Annotated in this window: 16 protein-coding genes; 4 read left to right on the forward strand and 12 right to left on the reverse strand. The window is 72.6% G+C overall.

Features of this window, described 5'->3' with window-relative positions; genetic code table 11:
- Nucleotides 1-157: 157 nt before the first annotated feature.
- From pdhA to OG509_RS19425, 3 genes are read left to right on the forward strand one after another with little or no spacing between them, the layout of a single operon-like run.
- The gene (gene pdhA, locus OG509_RS19415) at nt 158-1,294 is read left to right on the forward strand and encodes a pyruvate dehydrogenase (acetyl-transferring) E1 component subunit alpha (RefSeq protein ID WP_385587124.1); all 1,137 of its coding nucleotides are present in this window, start codon (nt 158-160) and stop codon (nt 1,292-1,294) included.
- Nucleotides 1,291-2,289 carry an alpha-ketoacid dehydrogenase subunit beta gene (locus OG509_RS19420; protein WP_406183697.1) on the forward strand — a complete coding sequence of 333 codons (999 nt, stop codon included), beginning with the start codon at nt 1,291-1,293 and terminating at the stop codon, nt 2,287-2,289. Before pdhA ends, OG509_RS19420 begins: the two co-directional genes overlap by 4 nt.
- Nucleotides 2,289-3,617, forward strand: a complete 1,329-nt coding sequence (locus OG509_RS19425) for a dihydrolipoamide acetyltransferase family protein (RefSeq protein ID WP_406183698.1) — start codon at nt 2,289-2,291, stop codon at nt 3,615-3,617. Before OG509_RS19420 ends, OG509_RS19425 begins: the two co-directional genes overlap by 1 nt.
- A 65-nt stretch (nt 3,618-3,682) precedes the next feature.
- On the opposite strand, the gene OG509_RS19430 is transcribed toward OG509_RS19425, so the two are convergent.
- From OG509_RS19430 to OG509_RS19475, 10 genes are all read right to left on the reverse strand, one after another.
- Nucleotides 3,683-4,660, reverse strand: coding sequence for an NAD(P)H-quinone oxidoreductase (locus tag OG509_RS19430; protein WP_406183699.1), 978 nt, complete (start codon nt 4,658-4,660; stop codon nt 3,683-3,685).
- A 35-nt stretch (nt 4,661-4,695) separates the two neighbouring features.
- Nucleotides 4,696-5,796 carry a potassium channel family protein gene (locus OG509_RS19435; RefSeq protein ID WP_406183700.1) on the reverse strand — a complete coding sequence of 367 codons (1,101 nt, stop codon included), beginning with the start codon at nt 5,794-5,796 and terminating at the stop codon, nt 4,696-4,698.
- Nucleotides 5,784-7,091 carry a molybdopterin molybdotransferase MoeA gene (locus OG509_RS19440; RefSeq protein WP_406183701.1) on the reverse strand — a complete coding sequence of 436 codons (1,308 nt, stop codon included), beginning with the start codon at nt 7,089-7,091 and terminating at the stop codon, nt 5,784-5,786. Before OG509_RS19440 ends, OG509_RS19435 begins: the two co-directional genes overlap by 13 nt.
- Nucleotides 7,088-7,951 carry an NTP transferase domain-containing protein gene (locus tag OG509_RS19445; RefSeq protein WP_406183702.1) on the reverse strand — a complete coding sequence of 288 codons (864 nt, stop codon included), beginning with the start codon at nt 7,949-7,951 and terminating at the stop codon, nt 7,088-7,090. Before OG509_RS19445 ends, OG509_RS19440 begins: the two co-directional genes overlap by 4 nt.
- 120 nt (nt 7,952-8,071) lie before the next feature.
- A complete protein-coding gene (locus OG509_RS19450) occupies nt 8,072-8,605 on the reverse strand; it encodes a bacterial proteasome activator family protein (RefSeq protein ID WP_406183703.1) in 534 nt (177 codons plus the stop codon).
- A gap of 93 nt (nt 8,606-8,698) precedes the next feature.
- On the reverse strand, nt 8,699-11,521 hold the full coding sequence (locus OG509_RS19455; protein ID WP_406183704.1) for an FtsX-like permease family protein: 2,823 nt from the start codon (nt 11,519-11,521) through the stop codon (nt 8,699-8,701).
- Entirely contained in the window at nt 11,518-12,285 is a 768-nt protein-coding gene (locus OG509_RS19460; RefSeq protein ID WP_406183705.1) for an ABC transporter ATP-binding protein, read from the reverse strand. Before OG509_RS19460 ends, OG509_RS19455 begins: the two co-directional genes overlap by 4 nt.
- Nucleotides 12,286-12,313: 28 nt before the next feature.
- On the reverse strand, nt 12,314-12,970 hold the full coding sequence (locus tag OG509_RS19465; RefSeq protein ID WP_403733826.1) for a PadR family transcriptional regulator: 657 nt from the start codon (nt 12,968-12,970) through the stop codon (nt 12,314-12,316).
- 108 nt (nt 12,971-13,078) lie between these two features.
- Entirely contained in the window at nt 13,079-13,633 is a 555-nt protein-coding gene (locus tag OG509_RS19470) for a hypothetical protein (RefSeq protein WP_406183706.1), read from the reverse strand.
- 185 nt (nt 13,634-13,818) lie between these two features.
- Complete coding sequence (locus OG509_RS19475) at nt 13,819-15,513, reverse strand: protein kinase domain-containing protein (RefSeq protein WP_406183707.1); 1,695 nt, start codon at nt 15,511-15,513, stop codon at nt 13,819-13,821.
- Nucleotides 15,514-15,742: 229 nt separating this feature from the next.
- On the opposite strand from OG509_RS19475, the gene OG509_RS19480 reads away from it, so the two are divergent.
- The gene (locus tag OG509_RS19480; RefSeq protein ID WP_406183708.1) at nt 15,743-17,332 is read left to right on the forward strand and encodes a protein kinase domain-containing protein; all 1,590 of its coding nucleotides are present in this window, start codon (nt 15,743-15,745) and stop codon (nt 17,330-17,332) included.
- 13 nt (nt 17,333-17,345) lie between these two features.
- Here OG509_RS19480 and OG509_RS19485 read toward each other — a convergent pair whose 3' ends face one another.
- Complete coding sequence (locus OG509_RS19485) at nt 17,346-17,762, reverse strand: pyridoxamine 5'-phosphate oxidase family protein (RefSeq protein ID WP_385587160.1); 417 nt, start codon at nt 17,760-17,762, stop codon at nt 17,346-17,348.
- A 138-nt stretch (nt 17,763-17,900) separates the two neighbouring features.
- Nucleotides 17,901-18,563, reverse strand: a complete 663-nt coding sequence (locus tag OG509_RS19490; protein WP_406183709.1) for a response regulator — start codon at nt 18,561-18,563, stop codon at nt 17,901-17,903.
- Nucleotides 18,564-18,704 lie beyond the last annotated feature (141 nt).

Raw genomic sequence — 18,704 nt, forward strand, 5'->3', positions numbered from 1 at the left:
CTGGACGTCCTGCATCCATCCCAGGGCCCCGGCGTCACTTTGTCCACAGCCTGGAGCCGCCTGTAGCCAAATTGCGCCATCGACCGAACAATCGGTTGGTGAGGCGCCTCACAGCCGAGTCGCCCTGCCCGCTTCCCACGAGGAGGTGTACGCCGCCATGACGGTCCAAGAGCTGCCCGGTGCCGGTGCATCCCACCGCTCCACCCCGCCGCCCGCCTGGAGGCCCCGTACGGATGCCGCCCCGCTGCTCCCGGACCCCGAGCCGTACCGGGTGCTGGGCACGCCGGCCGCCGAGAAGCTCGACCCCGAGCTGATGCGCCGCTGCTACGCCGAGCTGGTGCGCGGCCGCCGGTACAACGCCCAGGCCACCGCCCTCACCCGGCAGGGCCGACTGGCCGTGTACCCGTCCACCGTCGGCCAGGAGGCCTGCGAGATCGCGGCCGCGCTGGTCCTGGAGGAGCAGGACTGGCTCTTCCCGAGCTACCGCGACACCCTCGCGGCCGTGGCGCGCGGACTCGACCCCGTCCAGGCGCTGACCCTGCTGCGCGGCGACTGGCACACCGGGTACGACCCGCGCGAGTACCGGATCGCCCCGCTGTGCACCCCGCTCGCCACCCAGCTGCCGCACGCGGTCGGCCTGGCGCACGCGGCCCGCCTGCGCGGCGACGACGTGGTCGCGCTCGCCCTGGTGGGCGACGGCGGCACCAGCGAGGGCGATTTCCACGAGGCGCTGAACTTCGCGGCCGTCTGGCAGGCCCCGGTGGTCTTCCTCGTCCAGAACAACGGTTTCGCGATATCGGTCCCGCTGGCCAAGCAGACCGCCGCCCCCACCCTGGCCCACAAGGCCGTCGGGTACGGGATGCCCGGCCGCCTCGTCGACGGCAACGACATCGCCGCCGTGCACGAGGTGCTGTCCGAGGCCGTCCGGCGGGCCCGGGCCGGCGGCGGACCGACGCTGATCGAGGCGGTCACGTACCGCATCGAGGCCCACACGAACGCCGACGACGCGACCCGCTACCGCGGTGACGCCGAGGTCGAGGCATGGAAGGCGCACGACCCGGTGGAGCTGCTGGAGCGCGAGCTGACCGCCCGCGGGATGCTGGACGAGGCGGGCATCCAGGAGGCCAAGGACGCCGCCGAGGTGATGGCCGCGACCCTGCGCGAGCGGATGAACGCCGAGCCCGTGCTCGACCCGATGGACCTGTTCGAAAACGTCTACGCGGAGCAGACCGGCCGGCTCCGCGAGCAGGCGGAGATGCTGCGCGCCGAGCTCGACGCGGAGGAGCAGTCGTGACCACGGTGGCCGTGAAGCCGGCGACGATGGCGCAGGCCCTGCAGCGGGCCATGCGCGACGCCATGGCGGAGGACCCGACGGTCCACGTCATGGGCGAGGACGTCGGGACGCTGGGCGGGGTCTTCCGGATCACGGACGGCCTCGCGAAGGAGTTCGGCGAGGAGCGCTGCACCGACACCCCGCTCGCGGAGGCCGGGATCCTGGGCGCCGCGGTGGGCATGGCCATGTACGGGCTGCGGCCGGTCGTGGAGATGCAGTTCGACGCGTTCGCGTATCCGGCGTTCGAGCAGCTGATCTCGCACGTGGCGAAGATGCGCAACCGGACGCGCGGCGCGATGCCGCTCCCGATCACCATCCGGGTGCCGTACGGCGGCGGGATCGGCGGGGTGGAGCACCACAGCGACTCCTCCGAGGCGTACTACGTGGCCACCCCCGGCCTGCACGTGGTGACCCCGGCGACCGTGGAGGACGCGTACGGGCTGCTGCGCGCGTCGATCGCGAGCGACGACCCGGTGATCTTCCTGGAGCCGAAGCGGCTGTACTGGTCGAAGGCGCAGTGGAACCCCGAGACGCCGGCGGCCGTGCCGGGGATCGGGAAGGCACTCGTCCGGCGTACCGGCACGAGCGCCACGCTGATCACGTACGGGCCTTCGCTGCCGGTGTGCCTGGAGGCGGCCGAGGCGGCGCGCGAGGAGGGCTGGGACCTGGAGGTCGTGGACCTGCGCTCGCTCGTCCCGTTCGACGAGGAAACGGTCGTGGCCTCCGTACGCCGTACGGGGCGCGCGGTGGTGGTCCACGAGGCGAACGGCTTCGGCGGACCGGGCGCGGAGCTCGTCGCCCGCATCCAGGAGAAGTGCTTCCACCACCTGGAGGCGCCGGTGCTGCGGGTGACGGGCTTCGACATCCCGTACCCGCCGCCGATGCTGGAGAAGCACCATCTGCCCGGTGTGGACCGGATCCTGGACACCGTGGCCCGCCTGCAGTGGGAGAACTGATGCCGCAGGTAATGGAGTTCAAGCTCCCCGACCTCGGGGAGGGACTGACCGAGGCCGAGATCGTCCGCTGGCTGGTGGCGGTGGGCGACGTCGTCGCCATCGACCAGCCGGTGGTCGAGGTCGAGACGGCCAAGGCGATGGTGGAGGTGCCGTGCCCGTACGGCGGTGTGGTCACCGCCAGGTTCGGGGAGGAGGGCACGGAACTCCCCGTCGGAGCACCGCTGATCACGGTGGCGGTGGGTGCGGGGGAGGCCCCGGAGGCGGAGCCCGAGGATTCCGGCTCGGGCAACGTCCTGGTCGGCTACGGGACGGACCACTCGCGCACGGCGCGTCGGAGGCGGGTGCGACCTGGCTCCGCAGCGCCGGCCGGTGCCGCTGCTCCCGCTCCCGCTCCCATCGCGACCGCTCCCGTCGCCGCTGCTCCCCTGGCTACCGCTGCTGCCGCTCTCCCGGCGACCGGCCCCGTCGCCGTGATCTCGCCGCTCGTGCGCAAGCTGGCGCGGGACCACGGGATCGACCTGCGCGGGCTGAGCGGGTCCGGGCCCGAGGGGCTGATCCTGCGTTCGGACGTGGAGGCGGCGCTCCGGGCGCCGGAGCCGGCTCCCGTCGCCGCCCCCGCCCCCGTGGCGGCCGCGCCGGCGGGTGAGCGGGTGCCGCTGAAGGGTCTGCGGGGCGTGGTGGCCGAGAAGCTGTCGCGCAGCCGCCGGGAGATCCCGGACGCCACGTGCTGGGTCGACGCCGATGCGACCGAGCTGATGGCGGCGCGGGCCGCGATGAACGCCGTGGGCGGGCCGAAGATCTCGGTGCTGGCGCTGCTGGCCCGGATCTGCACCGCCGCGCTGGCGAAGTACCCCGAGCTCAACTCGACCGTGGACCTCGCGGCGAACGAGATCGTACGGCTGCCGTCCGTGCACCTGGGCTTCGCGGCGCAGACGGAGCGCGGGCTGGTGGTCCCGGTGGTCCGGGACGCGCAGGCCCGCAACCCGGAGTCGCTGTCGGCGGAGTTCGCCCGCCTGACCGAGCTCGCCCGGGCCGGGAAACTGGCCCCGGCCGACCTCACCGGGGGCACGTTCACCCTGAACAACTACGGGGTGTTCGGTGTGGACGGCTCCACGCCGATCATCAACCACCCGGAGGCGGCCATGCTCGGCGTCGGCCGGATCGTGGCGAAGCCGTGGGTCCACAAGGGTGAGCTGGCGGTCCGTCAGGTAGTCCAGCTGTCCCTCACCTTCGACCACCGGGTCTGCGACGGCGGCACGGCGGGCGGCTTCCTCCGCTACGTGGCGGACTGCGTGGAGTCCCCGGCGGTGCTGCTGCGGTCGCTGTAACGGGCGCCCAGCGCTGCGGGCTCTCTCCCGACCCGGGGAGAGAGCCCGCAGCGCTGACCGGCAGGTCAGGTGGTCAGCAGGAGCTTGCCCACGTGGGTGCTGGATTCCATCGTGCGGTGGGCCTCGGGGGCTTCGCCCATCGGGAACGTTCCGTGCACCACCGGGTTCACCCGGCCCGCGGCCACCAGCGGCCAGACGTGTTCCCGTACGGCGGCGACGATGGCCGCCTTCTCCTCCAGCGGGCGCGCCCGCAAGGAGGTGGCGGTGATGGCCGCCCGCTTCGCCAGCAGCGCGCCCAGGTTGAGCTCCGCCTTCACCCCGCCCTGGAGCCCGATCACCGCGAGCCGGCCGTTCACGGCCAGCGCGTCCAGGTTCCGCGCCAGGTACTTCGCGCCCATGATGTCCAGGATCACGTCCGCCCCGGCGCCGCCCGTCGCGGCCCGCAGCTCCGCCACGAAGTCCTGCTCGCGGTAGTCGATCAGGATGTCCGCGCCCAGCTCCTTGCAGCGGGCCAGCTTCTCAGGGCCCCCCGCGGTCACTGCCACGGTGGCGCCCACCGCCTTCGCCAGCTGGATGGCCATCGTGCCGATGCCGCTGGAGCCGCCGTGCACCAGCAGCGTCTCGCCGGGGCGCAGGCCCGCCACCATGAACACGTTCGACCACACCGTGCAGACCACCTCGGGCAGCGCCGCCGCCGTGACCAGGTCCACGCCGGCCGGGACCGGCAGCAGCTGGCCCGCCGGGACGGCCACGCGCTCCGCGTACCCGCCGCCGCCGAGCAGGGCGCACACCTCGTCGCCCACCGCCCAGCCGGACACCCCCGGGCCGAGGGCGGAGATCCGCCCCGAGCACTCCAGGCCGGGGTAGGGGGAGGCGCCGGGCGGGGGATCGTAGAACCCCTGGCGCTGGAGGATGTCGGCGCGGTTCACGGCGCTCGCCGCGACGTCGACGAGGACCTCGCCCTCGCCGGCCACCGGATCGGGTACCTCGGCCCAGACGAGGGCCTCGGGGCCGCCGGGCTGTTCGATGGTGATCGCATGCATGGCCCGGAGGGTACGCCAACTCCGTGACGGGACAGCTACTCCGCGGGCCCCAGCGTCACCGTCGGCGAGGCGGGCGGCGCCGCCCGCACGATGGTGATGAGACGGTCCGTCAGCTGGAGCGGGCTCGCGTGCGGATCGTCGTACGCGAGCAGCCGGTGCCCGCGCAGCACGCTCACCACCAGGTCATCCGTCTCCCGTACCCCCTTGCCGACCTCGGCCTTCCGCACGGGCCGCTCGATCAGGTCCAGCCCGCTGCCCTGATGGATCAGATCCTCCATCACCGTGCCCGCGCTCGGGCTCAGCACCGAGAGCCCCAGCAGCCGGCCGGCGGCGCTCGCGCTCGTGATGACGGCGTCCGCGCCCGACTGGCGCAGCAGCGGCGCGTTCTCCTCCTCGCGGACCGCCGCGACGATCTTCGCTCCGCGGTTCATCTGCCGCGCCGTCAGCGTGACGAGCACGGCGGTGTCGTCCCGCTGGGTGGCGATGACGATCTGACGTGCCTTCTGGAGCTCGGCGCGGAGCAGGACATCGGAGCGGGTGGCATCGCCGACCACGCCGGTGAAGCCCTCCGCGTTGGCCGTGTCGATCACCTTGGCGCTCGGGTCCACGATGACGACCTGCTCCTTCCGGAGGCCGGTGGCCAGCAGCGTCTGCAGGGCCGAGCGGCCCTTGGTGCCGAAGCCGACGACGACCGTGTGCTCACGCAAGTTCTTCCTCCAGCGGTTCAGCCGCCACTCCTCCCGGGTCTTCTCGGTCAGGACCTCCAGTGTGGTTCCGACCAGGATGATCAGGAACAGCACGCGCAGGGGAGTGATCAGCAGGATGTTGGTCAGTCGTGCGCTGTCGCTGTACGGGACGATGTCGCCGTAGCCGGTCGTCGACAGGGTCACCGTGGCGTAGTAGACGCAGTCGAGGAAGTCGACCTGCTCGTTCGCGTTGTCGTGGTACCCGTCGCGGTCGAGCCACACGATCATGACCGTCAGGAACAGCACGAACAGGGCCATCAACAGGCGTTTGCCGACCTGCCGGAGCGGCTTCTCCACGACGCGCCTGGGCAGTTTGATGCGCCGTGAGACGAGTTTCTCGTCGGCGCCCCGGGCCATCGCGTCGTGGCCGTGAAGTTTCACGTGAAACATCCTCCGGAGACCCACGGCAGATCCAGGATCTCCAGGTCCTGTCCGTCGCGCGCGCCGTGCGGCGGTACGACGGCCAGCCCGTCGGCGGCGGCCACGCCGCGCAGCATCGCGGGACCGTTGTAGCGCAGCGGTACGGCGTGCTCGTCGGTCAGCAGGACGGGCACGAGCCGGGTGTCGTACGGGTGGCCGGGTACGTCGCCCTGCACCGGGACCGTGTACCGGGGCCGCTGGCGGCGGCCGGCCAGGGCGCGCAGCAGCGGTTCGGCGAGGGTCAGCAGCCCGGAGACGGCGGCGAGCGGGTTGCCGGGCAGGCCGACCAGATGGCGGCCGCCCGTGCGGTCGCCGAGCCGGGCCAGCAGCATGGGGTGCCCGGGGCGTACGGCGACCCCGTCCACCAGCAGCTCGGCGCCGGCCTCCCGCAGGACGGGATGGACGTGGTCGACGGGGCCGGAGGCGGTGCCGCCGGTGGTGACGACCAGGTCGGCGTCGGAGTCCGTGATGGCGGCCAGCAGGGCCTTGGCTCCGGCCGGGTCGTCGCCGAGCCGCCGGGTGGCGGTGACCTCGGCGCCGAGCCGGGTGAGCCAGGGGCCGAGCATCGGGCTGAGGGCGTCCCGGATCAGGCCGTCGTGCGGGCGGCCTTCGGTGAGCAGCTCATCCCCGAGCACCAGGATCTCGACGCGGGGCCGGGGCCGGGTGGTGAGCTCGTCGTACCCGGCGGCCGCCGCGAGGCCCAGGACGGCGGGGGTGACGAGGGAGCCGGCGGGCAGCAGCAGGTCGCCGGAGCGGCATTCCTGGCCGCGCGGGCGGATGTCCTGGCCGGTGAGGACGGCCCGGTCGGCGTGGAGCTGGGTGCCGGACTCGCGCGAGTGCTCGCTGCGGATCACGGCGGTGGTGTCGGCGGGGACCCGGGCGCCGGTGGCGATCCGTACGGCCTCGCCGTCGGCCAGCGGCTCGGGGCGGTCGGAGCCGGCCAGCACCCCGCCGCCGGGGCGGACGGTCCAGGGGCCGGGGCCGGCGACGGCCCAGCCGTCCATGGCGGAGCTGTCGAAGGACGGCAGGTCGGTGAGCGCGTCCAGGGACTGGGCCAGCACCTCGCCCAGCGCGTCGGCGAGGGGGACCCGGTGGGTGCGGGGCCGGATGCCGGAGCCGGCCCGGGCGGCGGCCTCCCGGGCCTGAGGCCAGCCGGTGGCGCGGTGGCCGCCGCCGGGGGCGTCGGCGGTGCGGGGGTCGCGGCTGACCAGGGCCAGGGCCTCGTCGAGGGCCCGGAGCGCGTGGTCGGCATCGGTGGGGGTCATCCTGAGCCGTTCTCTCGGGTCTCGGCCTCGGCTTCGGCGGCCCAGCGCAGGGCCAGGTCGGCGGCCTTGCGGGAGGCCTCGGCGACTGCGGTGGCGGGGTCGGCGCCGGCGGCTTCGGCCCGGGCCGCCGCGTAGCCGACCAGGAAGGTGGTCAGGGGGGCGGCGGGCCGGGCGACGCCGTGTGCGGCGTCGCGGGCGAGGTCGAGCAGGATCTTGGTGTCGACGGCGACGTCGATGCCCAGCTCGGTCTTGACGGCGGTGATCCATTGGTCCAGCACGTTTCCATGCTCCCTGATCCGGGCTCGGGCGGCCGCGAGATCCTCCCAGGTGTCGCAGTCGAAGGAGGCGAGTGGCGCAGAGTCCGTCACCTTGGCCAGGTCGAGATCGGCGGTGAGGGCGCGCAGGGGGAGGCCGGAGAGGGTGCCGTGCTCGGTCGCCAGGAGGGCGATCTCGCGGCGCAGTGGTTCGGCGCGGTAGGCGGCGACGAGGGGCTGGTCGCGGCCGGTGGGGTCGCGCAGCAGGGCGCCGTCGCCTCCGGCGGAATCCAGCAGCGTCCGGACCGTGGCCCGGTCGAGGAACGGCAGGTCGGCCGAGAGGACGAGGACCAGCTCGGCGGTGGTCGCGCGCAGCCCGGCGCCCAGGGCGGCGACGGGTCCGGCGCCGGGCGGGTCCTCCCGGGTCCAGCGGACCGGGCGGGCGGTGGGCCGGCGGCCGCCGACCACGACGGTGGTGGCGGCGTCGGCGCAGGCGTCCAGGACGCGGTCGAGGAGCGCGCGCCCGCCGACCTGGAGGGCGGGTTTGTCCGCGCCGCCGAGTCGTCTTGCGGCGCCGCCGGCCAGCACGATCGCGTCGTAGGTCATACCTCCGAGTATGCGCGGCCCATGTCCCCTGCGGTGAGCCGTACTTACCGGGTGCTTATACGGGCCCGGGGTCCCGGGGCCGAAGCCCCCGGGACCCCGGGTCTCACGTCACGTCGCCGCTTACAGGTACGGGCCCGAGCGGATGGCGCCGTGGCCTTCCTCCTCGTCCGTCGGGGCGCCCGGCGGGAGGGCGCGGCGCATCTGCTCCAGCTGGGCCCGCGCGGCCATCTGCTGCGCGAACAACGCCGTCTGGATGCCGTGGAACAGGCCCTCCAGCCAGCCCACCAACTGGGCCTGGGCGATCCGCAGTTCCGCCTCGGAGGGGATCGCCTCCTCGGTGAACGGGAGCGACAGGCGCTCCAGTTCCTCCACCAGCTCCGGAGCCAGACCGTCCTCCAGCTCCTTCACGGACGCTGCGTGGATGTCCTTCAGACGGACCCGGCTGGCCTCGTCCAGAGGTGCGGCGCGGACCTCTTCCAGAAGTTGCTTGATCATGCTGCCGATCCGCATGACCTTGGCGGGCTGTTCGACCATCTCCGTCACCGGGACCTCGCGCGACTCGTCATCGGCGCCGCCGACCGGCATCCCGTCCTGTCCCACGATCAGGCCGTGCGGGGGGCTGTCCTGCGACCGTTCACTCCTCGGCATCTCCATGCCGTCATTCTCTCGCACACCGTCTTACTCACACGGTGTGCCCCCGTACGGGCGTGATCCACCCTGTACGGGGGCGAGAACGCACAGTGACCGTCAGCCCGCCTCGCGCCGCGCCATGGCACCGCTGGACTTGGTGACCAGGGCGGCCAGCAGGGCCGCGCCCAGCGGGACCACGACGAGCAGCTCGCCGAGGGTCTCCCACGGCACCGCGATCGGCACGTACAGCGAGTCGTTCACGAAGCCGCTCATCTCCATGAGGTGTTCGGTCTCCCGCCGCTGGACGAGCCGCAGGCCCACCGCGGGCAGGATGCCCGCCGCCGAGCCCAGCACCACGCCCATCAGGGCCACCACTCCGCACTGGAAGCCGCTGAGCGTGCGCCGCACCCGCGGCGGCGCGCCGACCGCCGCCAGGGTCTTCAGATCGGCCTCGGCATCGGCCTGCGCGAGTCCGGTGGCGATGCCGGCCGCGCCGATGGTGACCAGGCCCGCGAAGACGGTGAGGGCCAGCTTGGCGATGTCGGCCTCGGACTGGTAGCCGGCCTCGATGGTGACGGGGGCCTCGACGCCGATCTGGTCGATCCGCGCGGCCACCCGCTGCTTCTGCTGGCTGGTGGCCTTGCCCTCCTGGGTGAAGTACGAGGCGTACGGCAGGACCGTCAGCCCGGCGCTCTTGGCCGCGGCGGGCGGCAGGACGAGTTGGAGGCCGTAGCCCTCCGTCGTGTCGGGCGTCTGGTGGACGGCGAAGACCTTGTCCTCCCCCTTGGGGTCGACCCCCCGCTCGTAGATCTCGTCCTTGTTGTCGATCAGGCGGACGGTGACCTTGCCGTCCTTGACGTTGCGCTTGTCGAACGAGACGCCCTTGCCCTCCTTCAGGGCGGACACGGCGCCGGGATCGGTGACCGCGAGCACCGCCAGCAGCTTCTCGTCGGCGACGACCACTGCGAACCGAGTGGAGTGGCGGTCGTACGCGCACCGCGGGTCCTGGCGCAGCTCCTTCTTCCGCGCGGGGCTGAACGAGTCGGGCCCGTCCGTGGCTTCGTACAGCGGGCAGCGCTGTTCCTTGGGCCGCATGATCTCGGCCCGGCCGCAGCCCTCGGGGCCGGTGAACCGCTCACAGCCGGGCTTGCCGAAGGAGATGTGGTCCACGTCCGCCCGTACGGCCAGCGGGAGTTCCTGCGTCAGGGCCTCGCGGACGGCGGGCATGTCCTTGCTGCGGCCGAGCTCCTGGAGCGCCACCATCCCGGCGCCGTCCGGGAGGTCGGCGATGTACTCGTGGCGGGCCTGGAGCTCCATGCTGTGCTGGTACGTGGCCACCGCGACGGTGCCGGCGACGGCGGCCAGGACGGCGGCCACGGCCGGGGCCGTACGGCCCCGGTTGCGTACGGCGTCGCGCAGCGCGAGCCGCGGCGACAGCGGCAGCCAGCGCCCGAGCCGCCCGAACAGGCCGACCAGTACCGGAGTGAGGGCGACGATGCCGAGCTCGGCGATGGCGCTGCCGCCCGCGACGACCGTGGAGCCCATCCGGGAGGCCGTGCCGTAGAGGGCGATGGCGGCGCCGGCGGCGAGGGCGATCAGGCCGAGGACGGGCAGCACCCGGTTGGCCCGGCGGACCCCGCGGCGGCCGGTCAGGGAGGCCAGCACGGTCTGCCTGGAGGCGGTGACGGCCGGGGCGATCGCGGCCAGCAGGCCGGTCACGACGGCGAGCAGGGCGATGCCGAGGATCTCCAGCGGGCGCAGCGTGAAGCCGCCGAAGCGCGCGCCGAGATTCTGCTCCAGCCACGGCCGCAGCCCCACGGTGAGGGCGATGCCGATGGCGGTGCCGGTGACGGCGGCCGCGGCGCCGATGACGAGGCCGCCGGAGAGCACGATGGCCCGGATGTGGCGCCGGTCACCGCCGTTGGCGCCGACCAGGCCGAGCTGGCGGCGCGAGCGCCGGGCACCGACCGCGAAGGCGGGTCCGGCCAGCAGGCAGATCTCCAGCATCGCGAGGCCCACGACCGTGGCCAGGACGGCCAGTTCGGTGGCGGGGAGTCCGTTCCTCGCGGTGTAGTAGCCCAGTTCCTTCTGCTGGGCGATGTACGGCACCTCGGACTCGGCCGGCGGGTCGAGCAGCACGGCGCGGGAGACGACCTGCACGCTCTTCGTGTTGAGCGCCTTGACCATGTTCCACGTGAAACCATCGCCGCCGACCTTGACCAGGTAGGTGTCGGTGGCGACCACGCCGGGGACCCCGGCGGCCTGGAAGGTCTTGTCGAGCGGGGCCAGCAGGGTGCCGGGCGGGGCGAGGACCTCGCTGTTCCTGAGCTCGGAGGGCAGCTCGTACGCGCCCACGATCCGGTACCACGTCTCCGAGCCGCGGGCGCGGAACTCGGAGCCAACGAAGAACCCGGACTCCTCCAGGAAGGCGGTCGTGGCGATGACCTCGCCCGCTTCCCGGGCCAGCCGCCCGCGCTTCATCTCGATCATGCCCTTGACCAGCGGGCTGGCCGCGTCGATCTCCCGCAGGTCGGTGTCCAACAGCCCGTACCGGGTGCGGATCTTGGTGTGCGCGGTGCTGTCCTTGAGGGACTGGGCACCCGCCGGGATCGCGGAGGGCAGGCGGTTCGGATCCGCCTCCGACCTGGGGTTGTACTTGTCGTAGCCGCCGACGGGCATGGAGTTCTTGCCCTCGACGTCCTGGTAGACGGGCCCGCTCAGCTCCGAATCCTTCAGCCGGGCGTCGGCCGCGCCGATCGCACGGGAGACCTTCTGCTCGGGCGAGAGCTCGGCGCTGCGCAGGGTGAGGTCGGCGGCGCTCACGCCGACGATCGGCAGGGCGATCATCGCGAGGACGAGGGCGCTGCGGCCCTTGGCGCGCCAGGCGTCGCGGCGGGCGATCCGGATGGCCGCGATCCAGGAGTGGTACGAGGACTTCACCGGCCGGCCTGCCCGGAGAGCAGGGAGTCGGCCTGGCTGCGCAGGGTCTCGTCGACCACGCTGCCGTCGCGCAGGAAGACCACGCGGTCCGCCCAGGCGGCGAACCGCGGTTCGTGGGTGACGAGGATTCCTGCTGCGCCCGCGTCGCAGCGCGAGCGCAGCAGGGCGAGGACGGATTCGCCGGTCTCGGAGTCGAGCGCGCCGGTGGGCTCGTCCGCGAGGACCAGGCGGCGGTCGCCGACGAGGGCGCGGGCGATGGCCACCCGCTGCTGCTGGCCGCCGGACATCTCGTCGGGGAAGCGGTCGGCGAGCTGCCCGAGGCCCATCTCGTCCAGGGCGGCCAGGGCCGAGGCCCGGGCCTTGCGGGCGGAGGTCCCGTCGAGTTCCCGGGGCAGTGCCACGTTCTCGGCGGCGGTGAGGGCCGGGATCAGGTTGTAGTCCTGGAAGACGTACCCGATGCTGCGGCGGCGCAGCGCGGCCAGCTGCTTGCGGCTCGCGGTGGTGATGTCGGTGCCCTCGACGATGACGCGGCCGCTGGTGGGCGTGTCGAGGCCGCCGGCCAGGGTGAGCAGCGTGGACTTGCCCGAGCCGGAGGGGCCCATGACGGCGACGAGTTCGCCGGGGTACACGGACAGGTCGATGCCGCGCAGGGCGTGCACCTCGGTGGCGCCGCTGCCGTGCGTGCGGACGAGCTTGTCGAGCTGGAGCACCGGCCGTGCGGACGGTGCGGACGGTATGTGGGGTGCGGACTGCTGGTCGGGCATGGAGGTCCCCCCTGGGACGGTGGTGGCTTCAGCCCCGCGGCGTGCGGAAGGTGCGGGGCTTCGGTGCGGCGGCGGTCGCGGGGCCGGCGGCGCCGGTTTCTGTGGCCTGGGGCGGGTCGGGCTCGGCTCTCCGGTCGGCCGGCAGGGAGAGCCGTACGAGGCGTGCTTCGGAGTGGTCGAGCCAGCGGGCCTCGGCCTCGGTCTGGAAGATCAGCTGCTCCAGGACCAGTAGCCAGGCCACGTCGTCGCGTTCGCGGGACTTCCCGCTCTCGATCGCGGCGAGCGCCTGCGCCTTGAGCCGGGTGTAGTCCTGCATCGCCTTGATCGTGGCGTGCCGCTGGGCCTGGATGACGGCGCGGATGTCCACGCCGGGGGCGCCCACGGCCATGGCGAGCTTGATGGACAGCTCGTCACGGGGCGGGTTGGTGCGGTCGACGGGGCGCTCGTACCACTGGTGCAGTTCGGCGCGTCCGGAGTCGGTGATGGCGTAGAGGGTGTGCCCGGCGGTGTCCTGGCCGCCGGGTGCGACGAGGCCGTCGCGTTCCAGGCGGGCGAGGGTGGTGTACACCTGCCCGACGTTGAGCGGCCAGGTGGAGCCGGTGCGGGATTCGAACTCGGTACGCAGCTGAGAGCCGTACCGAGGACCCCTTTCCAGCAGGGCGAGGAGGCCGTGGCGGATCGACATACTCAGTATGTATACCGAGTATGCAGGGCCGCGACAACCACCCTGAGGCGTAGGCCGGAAGGGGGACGGGCGGCCCCGTCTCCCGCTCGGGACGGGGGTGCGGGGGCGTCAGAGGCCCTTGCGCAGCCGCATCCCGAGGTAGCCCAGACCCAGTCCCATCAGGGCGAATCCGGTGCCGAGCGGCAGTATGTGCGCGGCCAGGTCGGCGGCGCGCTCGTTCGGCCCGGTGCCGATCGCGGTGACCACGGGCGGGGGGCTCGGCGGGGGCGGCGGAACCGGCTGCGGGCTGGCCGGCCGGTGGCGCGGGCGCGCCGGGAGGGGGCGGGCGGCGAGCACCGTCTCCGGGTTCGCGGGCTCGGCGGCGGGCCGCCCGGGCCGCTCCCGCCCGACTCCGGCGGCGCTGCCGGCGAGCTCCTCGTACGCCTCGTGCGGTACGTCGGCCACCGGCTCGGCGTCGGGATCGTCGGTCTTCGGCGCGGCGGCGGGAGCCCTGCCCGGCAGTGCCGCGGCGGGGGGCCGGACGGCGGCGACGCGACCGGCCGGGGACGAGGCGGCGGCGGACGTGGCGGACGCGGCGGAGGCGACAGGGGTGGCGGGGGACAGCGCGGCGGCGGCCACTGCGGCCCCGGCCAGCCAGCGGTGCGCGCGGAGGCGTTGAGTCACGGGGAGCCCCTCCCGTCCCGAGCAGCCGAGATGTTGTGCTCAGGTTCACATAATGGGGCAAAACAGGCATCCCGGGCGGCCCATCAGGGTCGCCCGGGATGCCGGGTGTGTCGCGCGGGGGCCTGCTCGTGCCGCGCGGGGGGCCTGCTCGTGCCGCGCGGGGGCCTACGGGTGGAGCGAGGGGCCTACTCCGGATTGCCGGTCGACACGGTCAGCGTGTACTCCGTGCCTTCCTTCTCGATCTTGTCCCCGGGGCGCGGGCTCTGGTCCAGCACGGTGTCCTTGCCGTACACGGCCTCGTCCTTGTCGACGATCTTGTACTTGCCGCCGGAGGCCTGGATGCACGCCTTGACCGAGAGCAGGTTCTTGTAGCGCAGGTCGGGCGCCGTGTACTTGGTGGCATCGCTGTAGTGCTTGCTCGGGTCCTTGCACTTGGCCGCGTCGATCGTGCGCGAGGTGTCCGGACCCTTGTAGCCGGTCTTGGCCGAGCCCGAGGCGGACGTGGAGGGCCCGGAGGACGCGGCCGTGTCGCCGGTCTTGCCCTTGTCGTCCTCGCCGTTCATCGAGATCGCCGCGATCAGACCGCCGACGGCCAGCAGCGCCACCACGATCGCGCCGACGACCACCGGCGTGTTCCGCTTGTCGCCGCCCCCGCCGGACGGGGCCGTGGAGGTCGCCGGGGAGATGGTGAACGGCGGCGGAGTCTGCGGCGCGTACTGCTGCTGGTGCTGCTGGTGCGTGACCGGCTGCTGCTGCGGCGGGTACGCGTACCCGCCCTGCCCGTGCTGCTGCGCCACCGGCGGCGGGGTCTGCGGTGCGTACGGGGACGGCGCCGGGGTCGGCGCGTACGGCTGCTGCAGGCCTTGCGCCGGCGGGGCCTGGAACCCGGAGTCCACCGGCGGGAACACGGCCGAGCTCACGCCCGCCCCGCTCGCGCCCGTGTGCGCGCCGGGCACGATGGCCGGCGCCCCGGTCTGACCGGCCGACATCACCCGCGCGACCTCGTCGCGCATGGCGGCGGCCGTGGGGAAGCGCTCGTTCGGGTTCTTCTTCAGGGCCCGAGCCACCAGCGCGTCCATCGCCGGGGTGACCGAGCGGTTGATGGAGGACGGAGCGACCGGCTCCTCCTGCACGTGCGCGTACGCGATGGCCAGCGGCGAGTCCGCGTCGAACGGGATCCGGCCCGTCAGCAGCTGGAACAGCATGATGCCGACCGAGTACAGGTCGGACCGGGCGTCGACCCCGCGCCCCAGCGCCTGCTCGGGCGAGAGGTACTGGGGGGTGCCGACGACCATGCCGGTCTGCGTCATCGAGGTGACCCCCGACTGCATGGCGCGGGCGATGCCGAAGTCCATCACCTTGACCAGGCCGCGCTTGGTCATCATCACGTTGCCGGGCTTGATGTCGCGGTGGACCAGGCCCATCTCGTGGCTGACCTCCAGCGCGGCCAGCACGTCGGCCGTCACCTTCAGCGCCTTGTCGGCCGGCATCGCCCCGTACTGGCGGATGTCCGCCTCCAGGACCGAGCCGAGGGGCTGGCCCTCCACGTACTCCATGACGATGTACGGCATCACCGCGGCGTCGCCCGCCCCGGGACCGCTGAACGTCACTTCGCCTTCGCCGGTGTCGAAGACCGAGACGATGTTCGTGTGCGACAGTTTCGCAACAGCCTGCGCTTCACGGCGGAAGCGCTCGCGGAACGACTGCTCCCGGCCGAGGTCGCTGTGCAGGGTCTTGATGGCGACCTGCCGGTCGAGCGCCGAGTCGTACGCCAAGTAGACGGACGCCATACCGCCCGCACCCAGCAAGTCCCTTAGCTGGTAACGGCCACCGGCCAGAGAGCCGCCCGCGTACTGGCCCTGAGTGCCGTCCTGGCTCATGACTGTTGCTTCCCCTCGGGATGTGTCCCAACGCCTCTGGCTGAGCGCATGTGGCGCCCAGTCTGCCGGAGGGCAAGCACACGTCAAGCCAGGTGCCCGTTCCGTGACCACGGGGCCACGGCGCGCCATTGTCCGAACGGCGACCTGTTCCGAGGCTGTAGCGTTCATCGGAGCACCCGAAATGGACCTACCGCTGAGCGGCGGCCGAGAGAGACGACGGCGAGGACTGATGGCACCCGAACCCGAGGGAAACGGCGCCGGGATGGCCGACGGTCCTGAGCATTGGGGCGCCGGCGGCCTGGTCGGCGACGGCCGCTACCGGCTCACCCACCGCCTGGGCCGCGGCGGCATGGCGGAGGTGTTCGCCGCCGAGGACGTCCGGCTGGGCCGGACCGTCGCCGTGAAGCTGCTGCGCGCCGACCTGGCGGAGGACCCGGTCTCCAAGGCCCGCTTCACGCGTGAGGCGCAGTCGGTCGCCGGGCTCAACCACCACGCCGTCGTCGCCGTGTACGACTCCGGTGAGGACAAGGTCGGCCCCAATACCGTCCCGTACATCGTCATGGAGCTGGTCGAGGGCCGCACCATCCGCGATCTGCTGATCAGCGCCGAGGCCCCGGGCCCCGAGCAGGCGCTCATCATCGTCTCGGGCGTGCTGGAAGCCCTCGCGTACTCGCACCAGCACGGCATCGTGCACCGCGACATCAAGCCCGCCAACGTCATCATCACGGACGCCGGCGCGGTCAAGGTCATGGACTTCGGCATCGCGCGCGCCCTGCACGGTGCCCAGTCGACGATGACCCAGACCGGCATGGTCATGGGCACCCCGCAGTACCTGTCGCCCGAGCAGGCGCTCGGCAAGGCGGTGGACCACCGCTCCGACCTGTACGCGACGGGCTGCCTGCTGTACGAACTGCTCGCGCTGCGGCCCCCGTTCACCGGCGAGACCCCGCTGTCGGTGGTCTACCAGCACGTGCAGGACGCACCGGTTCCGCCCTCGCAGCTGCCGGAGGGCCACCACATCCCGCAGGAGCTCGACGGGCTCGTCATGCGCTCCCTCGCCAAGGACCCGGACGACCGGTTCCAGAGCGCCGAGGAGATGCGCGGGCTGGTCCAGTACGCGCTCCAGATGCTGCACGACCAGGGCGCGAACACCGGCACCTGGAACACCGGCCCGGTCACCATGGCCCTGCCCCACGGGCGCGGCGGGGCGCAGACCACGGCGATGCCGATGGGCCAGACCGGCGGGCAGCAGCCGTACGCGGCGCACGCCACGACCTCGCAGTTCCAGCAGCCGATGGTGCCGCCGCTGAACCCGGACGACGGCTCGGCCTTCCCCGGCGGGAGCGGGTACGACAACCGCGGCCACGGCGGCGGGCAGGGCGGCCACGACGGGTACGACGGCTACGACGACCGCGGCAGCAGCCGCTGGAAGCTGTGGCTGTTCGCGGTGCTCGCGATCGTCGCGATCGCGGGCGGCGTGGCGTACGCCGTCAACTCGGTGTCGGACAAGAACAAGGACGACAGCACTCCGCCCGCCGTCCAGAGTTCTTCGAGCGGCCAGCAGACCACTCCGTCCGAGCAGCAGAGCCCGCCCTCGCAGGAGACGCCGTCGTCGCGTTCGTCGGAGGACCACGTGTCCACGTCGCCGAGCCGCAGCAAGTTCACTCCGAGCACCAGCCCGTCCACGTCGCCTTCGACGAGCCCGTCGACCTCGCCGTCGAGCAGTCCGTCGAAGTCCTCGTCGAAGCCGTCCTCGTCGCCGTCGAAGAGCGTGAGCCCGCCGGTGGAACCGCCGAATAACCCCCTGGGTGACCAGTAGGGGAATTCGCAGCTCAGAGGACGTGCTGATACTCCCTGACCGGATTTCCGGCCAGGGAGTGCACGGTGACGAACTGGGGCTCGATTCGCATGTGGACGGGGTCGAAGACCGCGCCGTCCACGAAATGCGGCCCGGGCCCGAATAGTTCGAGTTCCCGGGTGGTCGGCTCGACGATCCGAGCCGTTCCGGTGAACTGCACGGACCACAGGCGGGGGTCCGCGGAATTGAAGTTGTCGGCGCCGTAGGCCACCACGCTGCCGTTGCACGCCTGGTGGTGGCCGAAGCCCGCGTGCATTCTCAGCACGACCTTGCCGTCCACCACGATGTGGCGGGCGAGGGCGAGGAAGGGCAGCGCGCGCATGCTGGTGGCCACCCTGCCGTACGGCACCCGGCCCAGCAGTTCGATGGCGTGGAGTTCCTCCGGAGACATGCGTCTACTCTCCGGTACGGATGATCCGGCCGAAAAGAGGAGGCCGCCCCGATGATCGGGGACGTTGGTCCCGAGTGAACGGACCGTCCCGCGGAACGGCCGGGTCACGAGGTCACGCCGTACGAAGGCGGCGCGGGCTCAGGCGCGCCTCTCGGCCTGCAGCCGGGCCACGTACGCCGCGGCCTGGGAGCGGCGCTCCATGCCCAGCTTGGAGAGCAGGCTGGAGACGTAGTTCTTGATGGTCTTCTCGGCCAGGTGCAGCCGCTCGCCGATGACGCGGTTGGTCAGGCCCTCGCCGATCAGGTCGAGGATCTTCCGCTCCTGCTCGGTGAGGTTGGCCAGGCGGTCGTCGCCCTTGCCGTTGTTGCCGTCGCGCAGCCGCTCCAGCACCCGCGCCGTGGCGACCGGGTCCAGCAGCGACTTGCCGGCCGCGACGTCCCGTACGGCGCTGAGCAGCTCATTGCCGCGGATCGCCTTGAGCACGTACCCCGAGGCCCCGGCCATGATCGCGTCGAACAGCGCCTCGTCGTCGGCGAACGACGTCAGCATCAGGCATTTGATGTCCTCGTCCTGGGAGCGCACCTCGCGGCAGACCTCGACGCCGCTGCCGTCCGGCAGGCGCACGTCGAGCACGGCCACGTCCGGACGGGTGGCGGGGATGCGGACCAGGGCATCCGCGGCGGTACCCGCCTCGCCGACGATCTCGATGTCCTCTTCGACCGAAAGGAGCTCATGGACGCCGCGACGTACCACTTCGTGGTCGTCCAGGAGGAATACCTTGATTTTTCCGTCTTCGCGCACGAACTCAGTTTCACACACTCACCCCTTCCCTGACGTCGTTACCCGGGATAACGTGCCGTTGTTCCGGCCCCCTGCAAGGCTGTGACCAGTGGTTGTTCCCCGCCCGGCCGATTTACTTGGAAATCCAAGCAAAAACGCAGG

The sequence above is a fragment of the Streptomyces sp. NBC_01006 genome (genome assembly GCF_045162725.1).
In the GTDB taxonomy this organism is placed as follows: Bacteria; Actinomycetota; Actinomycetes; order Streptomycetales; family Streptomycetaceae; genus Streptomyces.

Bases quoted from the DNA above. Each gene is read 5' to 3' on its own strand.
- OG509_RS19425 (WP_406183698.1), top strand. From the start codon at position 2,289: ATGCCGCAGGTAATGGAGTTCAAGCTCCCCGACCTCGGGGAGGGACTG.
- OG509_RS19475 (WP_406183707.1), bottom strand. From the start codon at position 15,513: ATGAGCCAGGACGGCACTCAGGGCCAGTACGCGGGCGGCTCTCTGGCC.
- OG509_RS19480 (WP_406183708.1), top strand. From the start codon at position 15,743: ATGGCACCCGAACCCGAGGGAAACGGCGCCGGGATGGCCGACGGTCCT.
- OG509_RS19460 (WP_406183705.1), bottom strand. From the start codon at position 12,285: ATGCCCGACCAGCAGTCCGCACCCCACATACCGTCCGCACCGTCCGCA.
- OG509_RS19485 (WP_385587160.1), bottom strand. From the start codon at position 17,762: ATGTCTCCGGAGGAACTCCACGCCATCGAACTGCTGGGCCGGGTGCCG.
- OG509_RS19430 (WP_406183699.1), bottom strand. From the start codon at position 4,660: ATGCATGCGATCACCATCGAACAGCCCGGCGGCCCCGAGGCCCTCGTC.
- OG509_RS19465 (WP_403733826.1), bottom strand. From the start codon at position 12,970: ATGTCGATCCGCCACGGCCTCCTCGCCCTGCTGGAAAGGGGTCCTCGG.
- pdhA (WP_385587124.1), top strand. From the start codon at position 158: ATGACGGTCCAAGAGCTGCCCGGTGCCGGTGCATCCCACCGCTCCACC.
- OG509_RS19445 (WP_406183702.1), bottom strand. From the start codon at position 7,951: ATGACCTACGACGCGATCGTGCTGGCCGGCGGCGCCGCAAGACGACTC.
- OG509_RS19435 (WP_406183700.1), bottom strand. From the start codon at position 5,796: ATGTTTCACGTGAAACTTCACGGCCACGACGCGATGGCCCGGGGCGCC.
- OG509_RS19440 (WP_406183701.1), bottom strand. From the start codon at position 7,091: ATGACCCCCACCGATGCCGACCACGCGCTCCGGGCCCTCGACGAGGCC.
- OG509_RS19450 (WP_406183703.1), bottom strand. From the start codon at position 8,605: ATGGAGATGCCGAGGAGTGAACGGTCGCAGGACAGCCCCCCGCACGGC.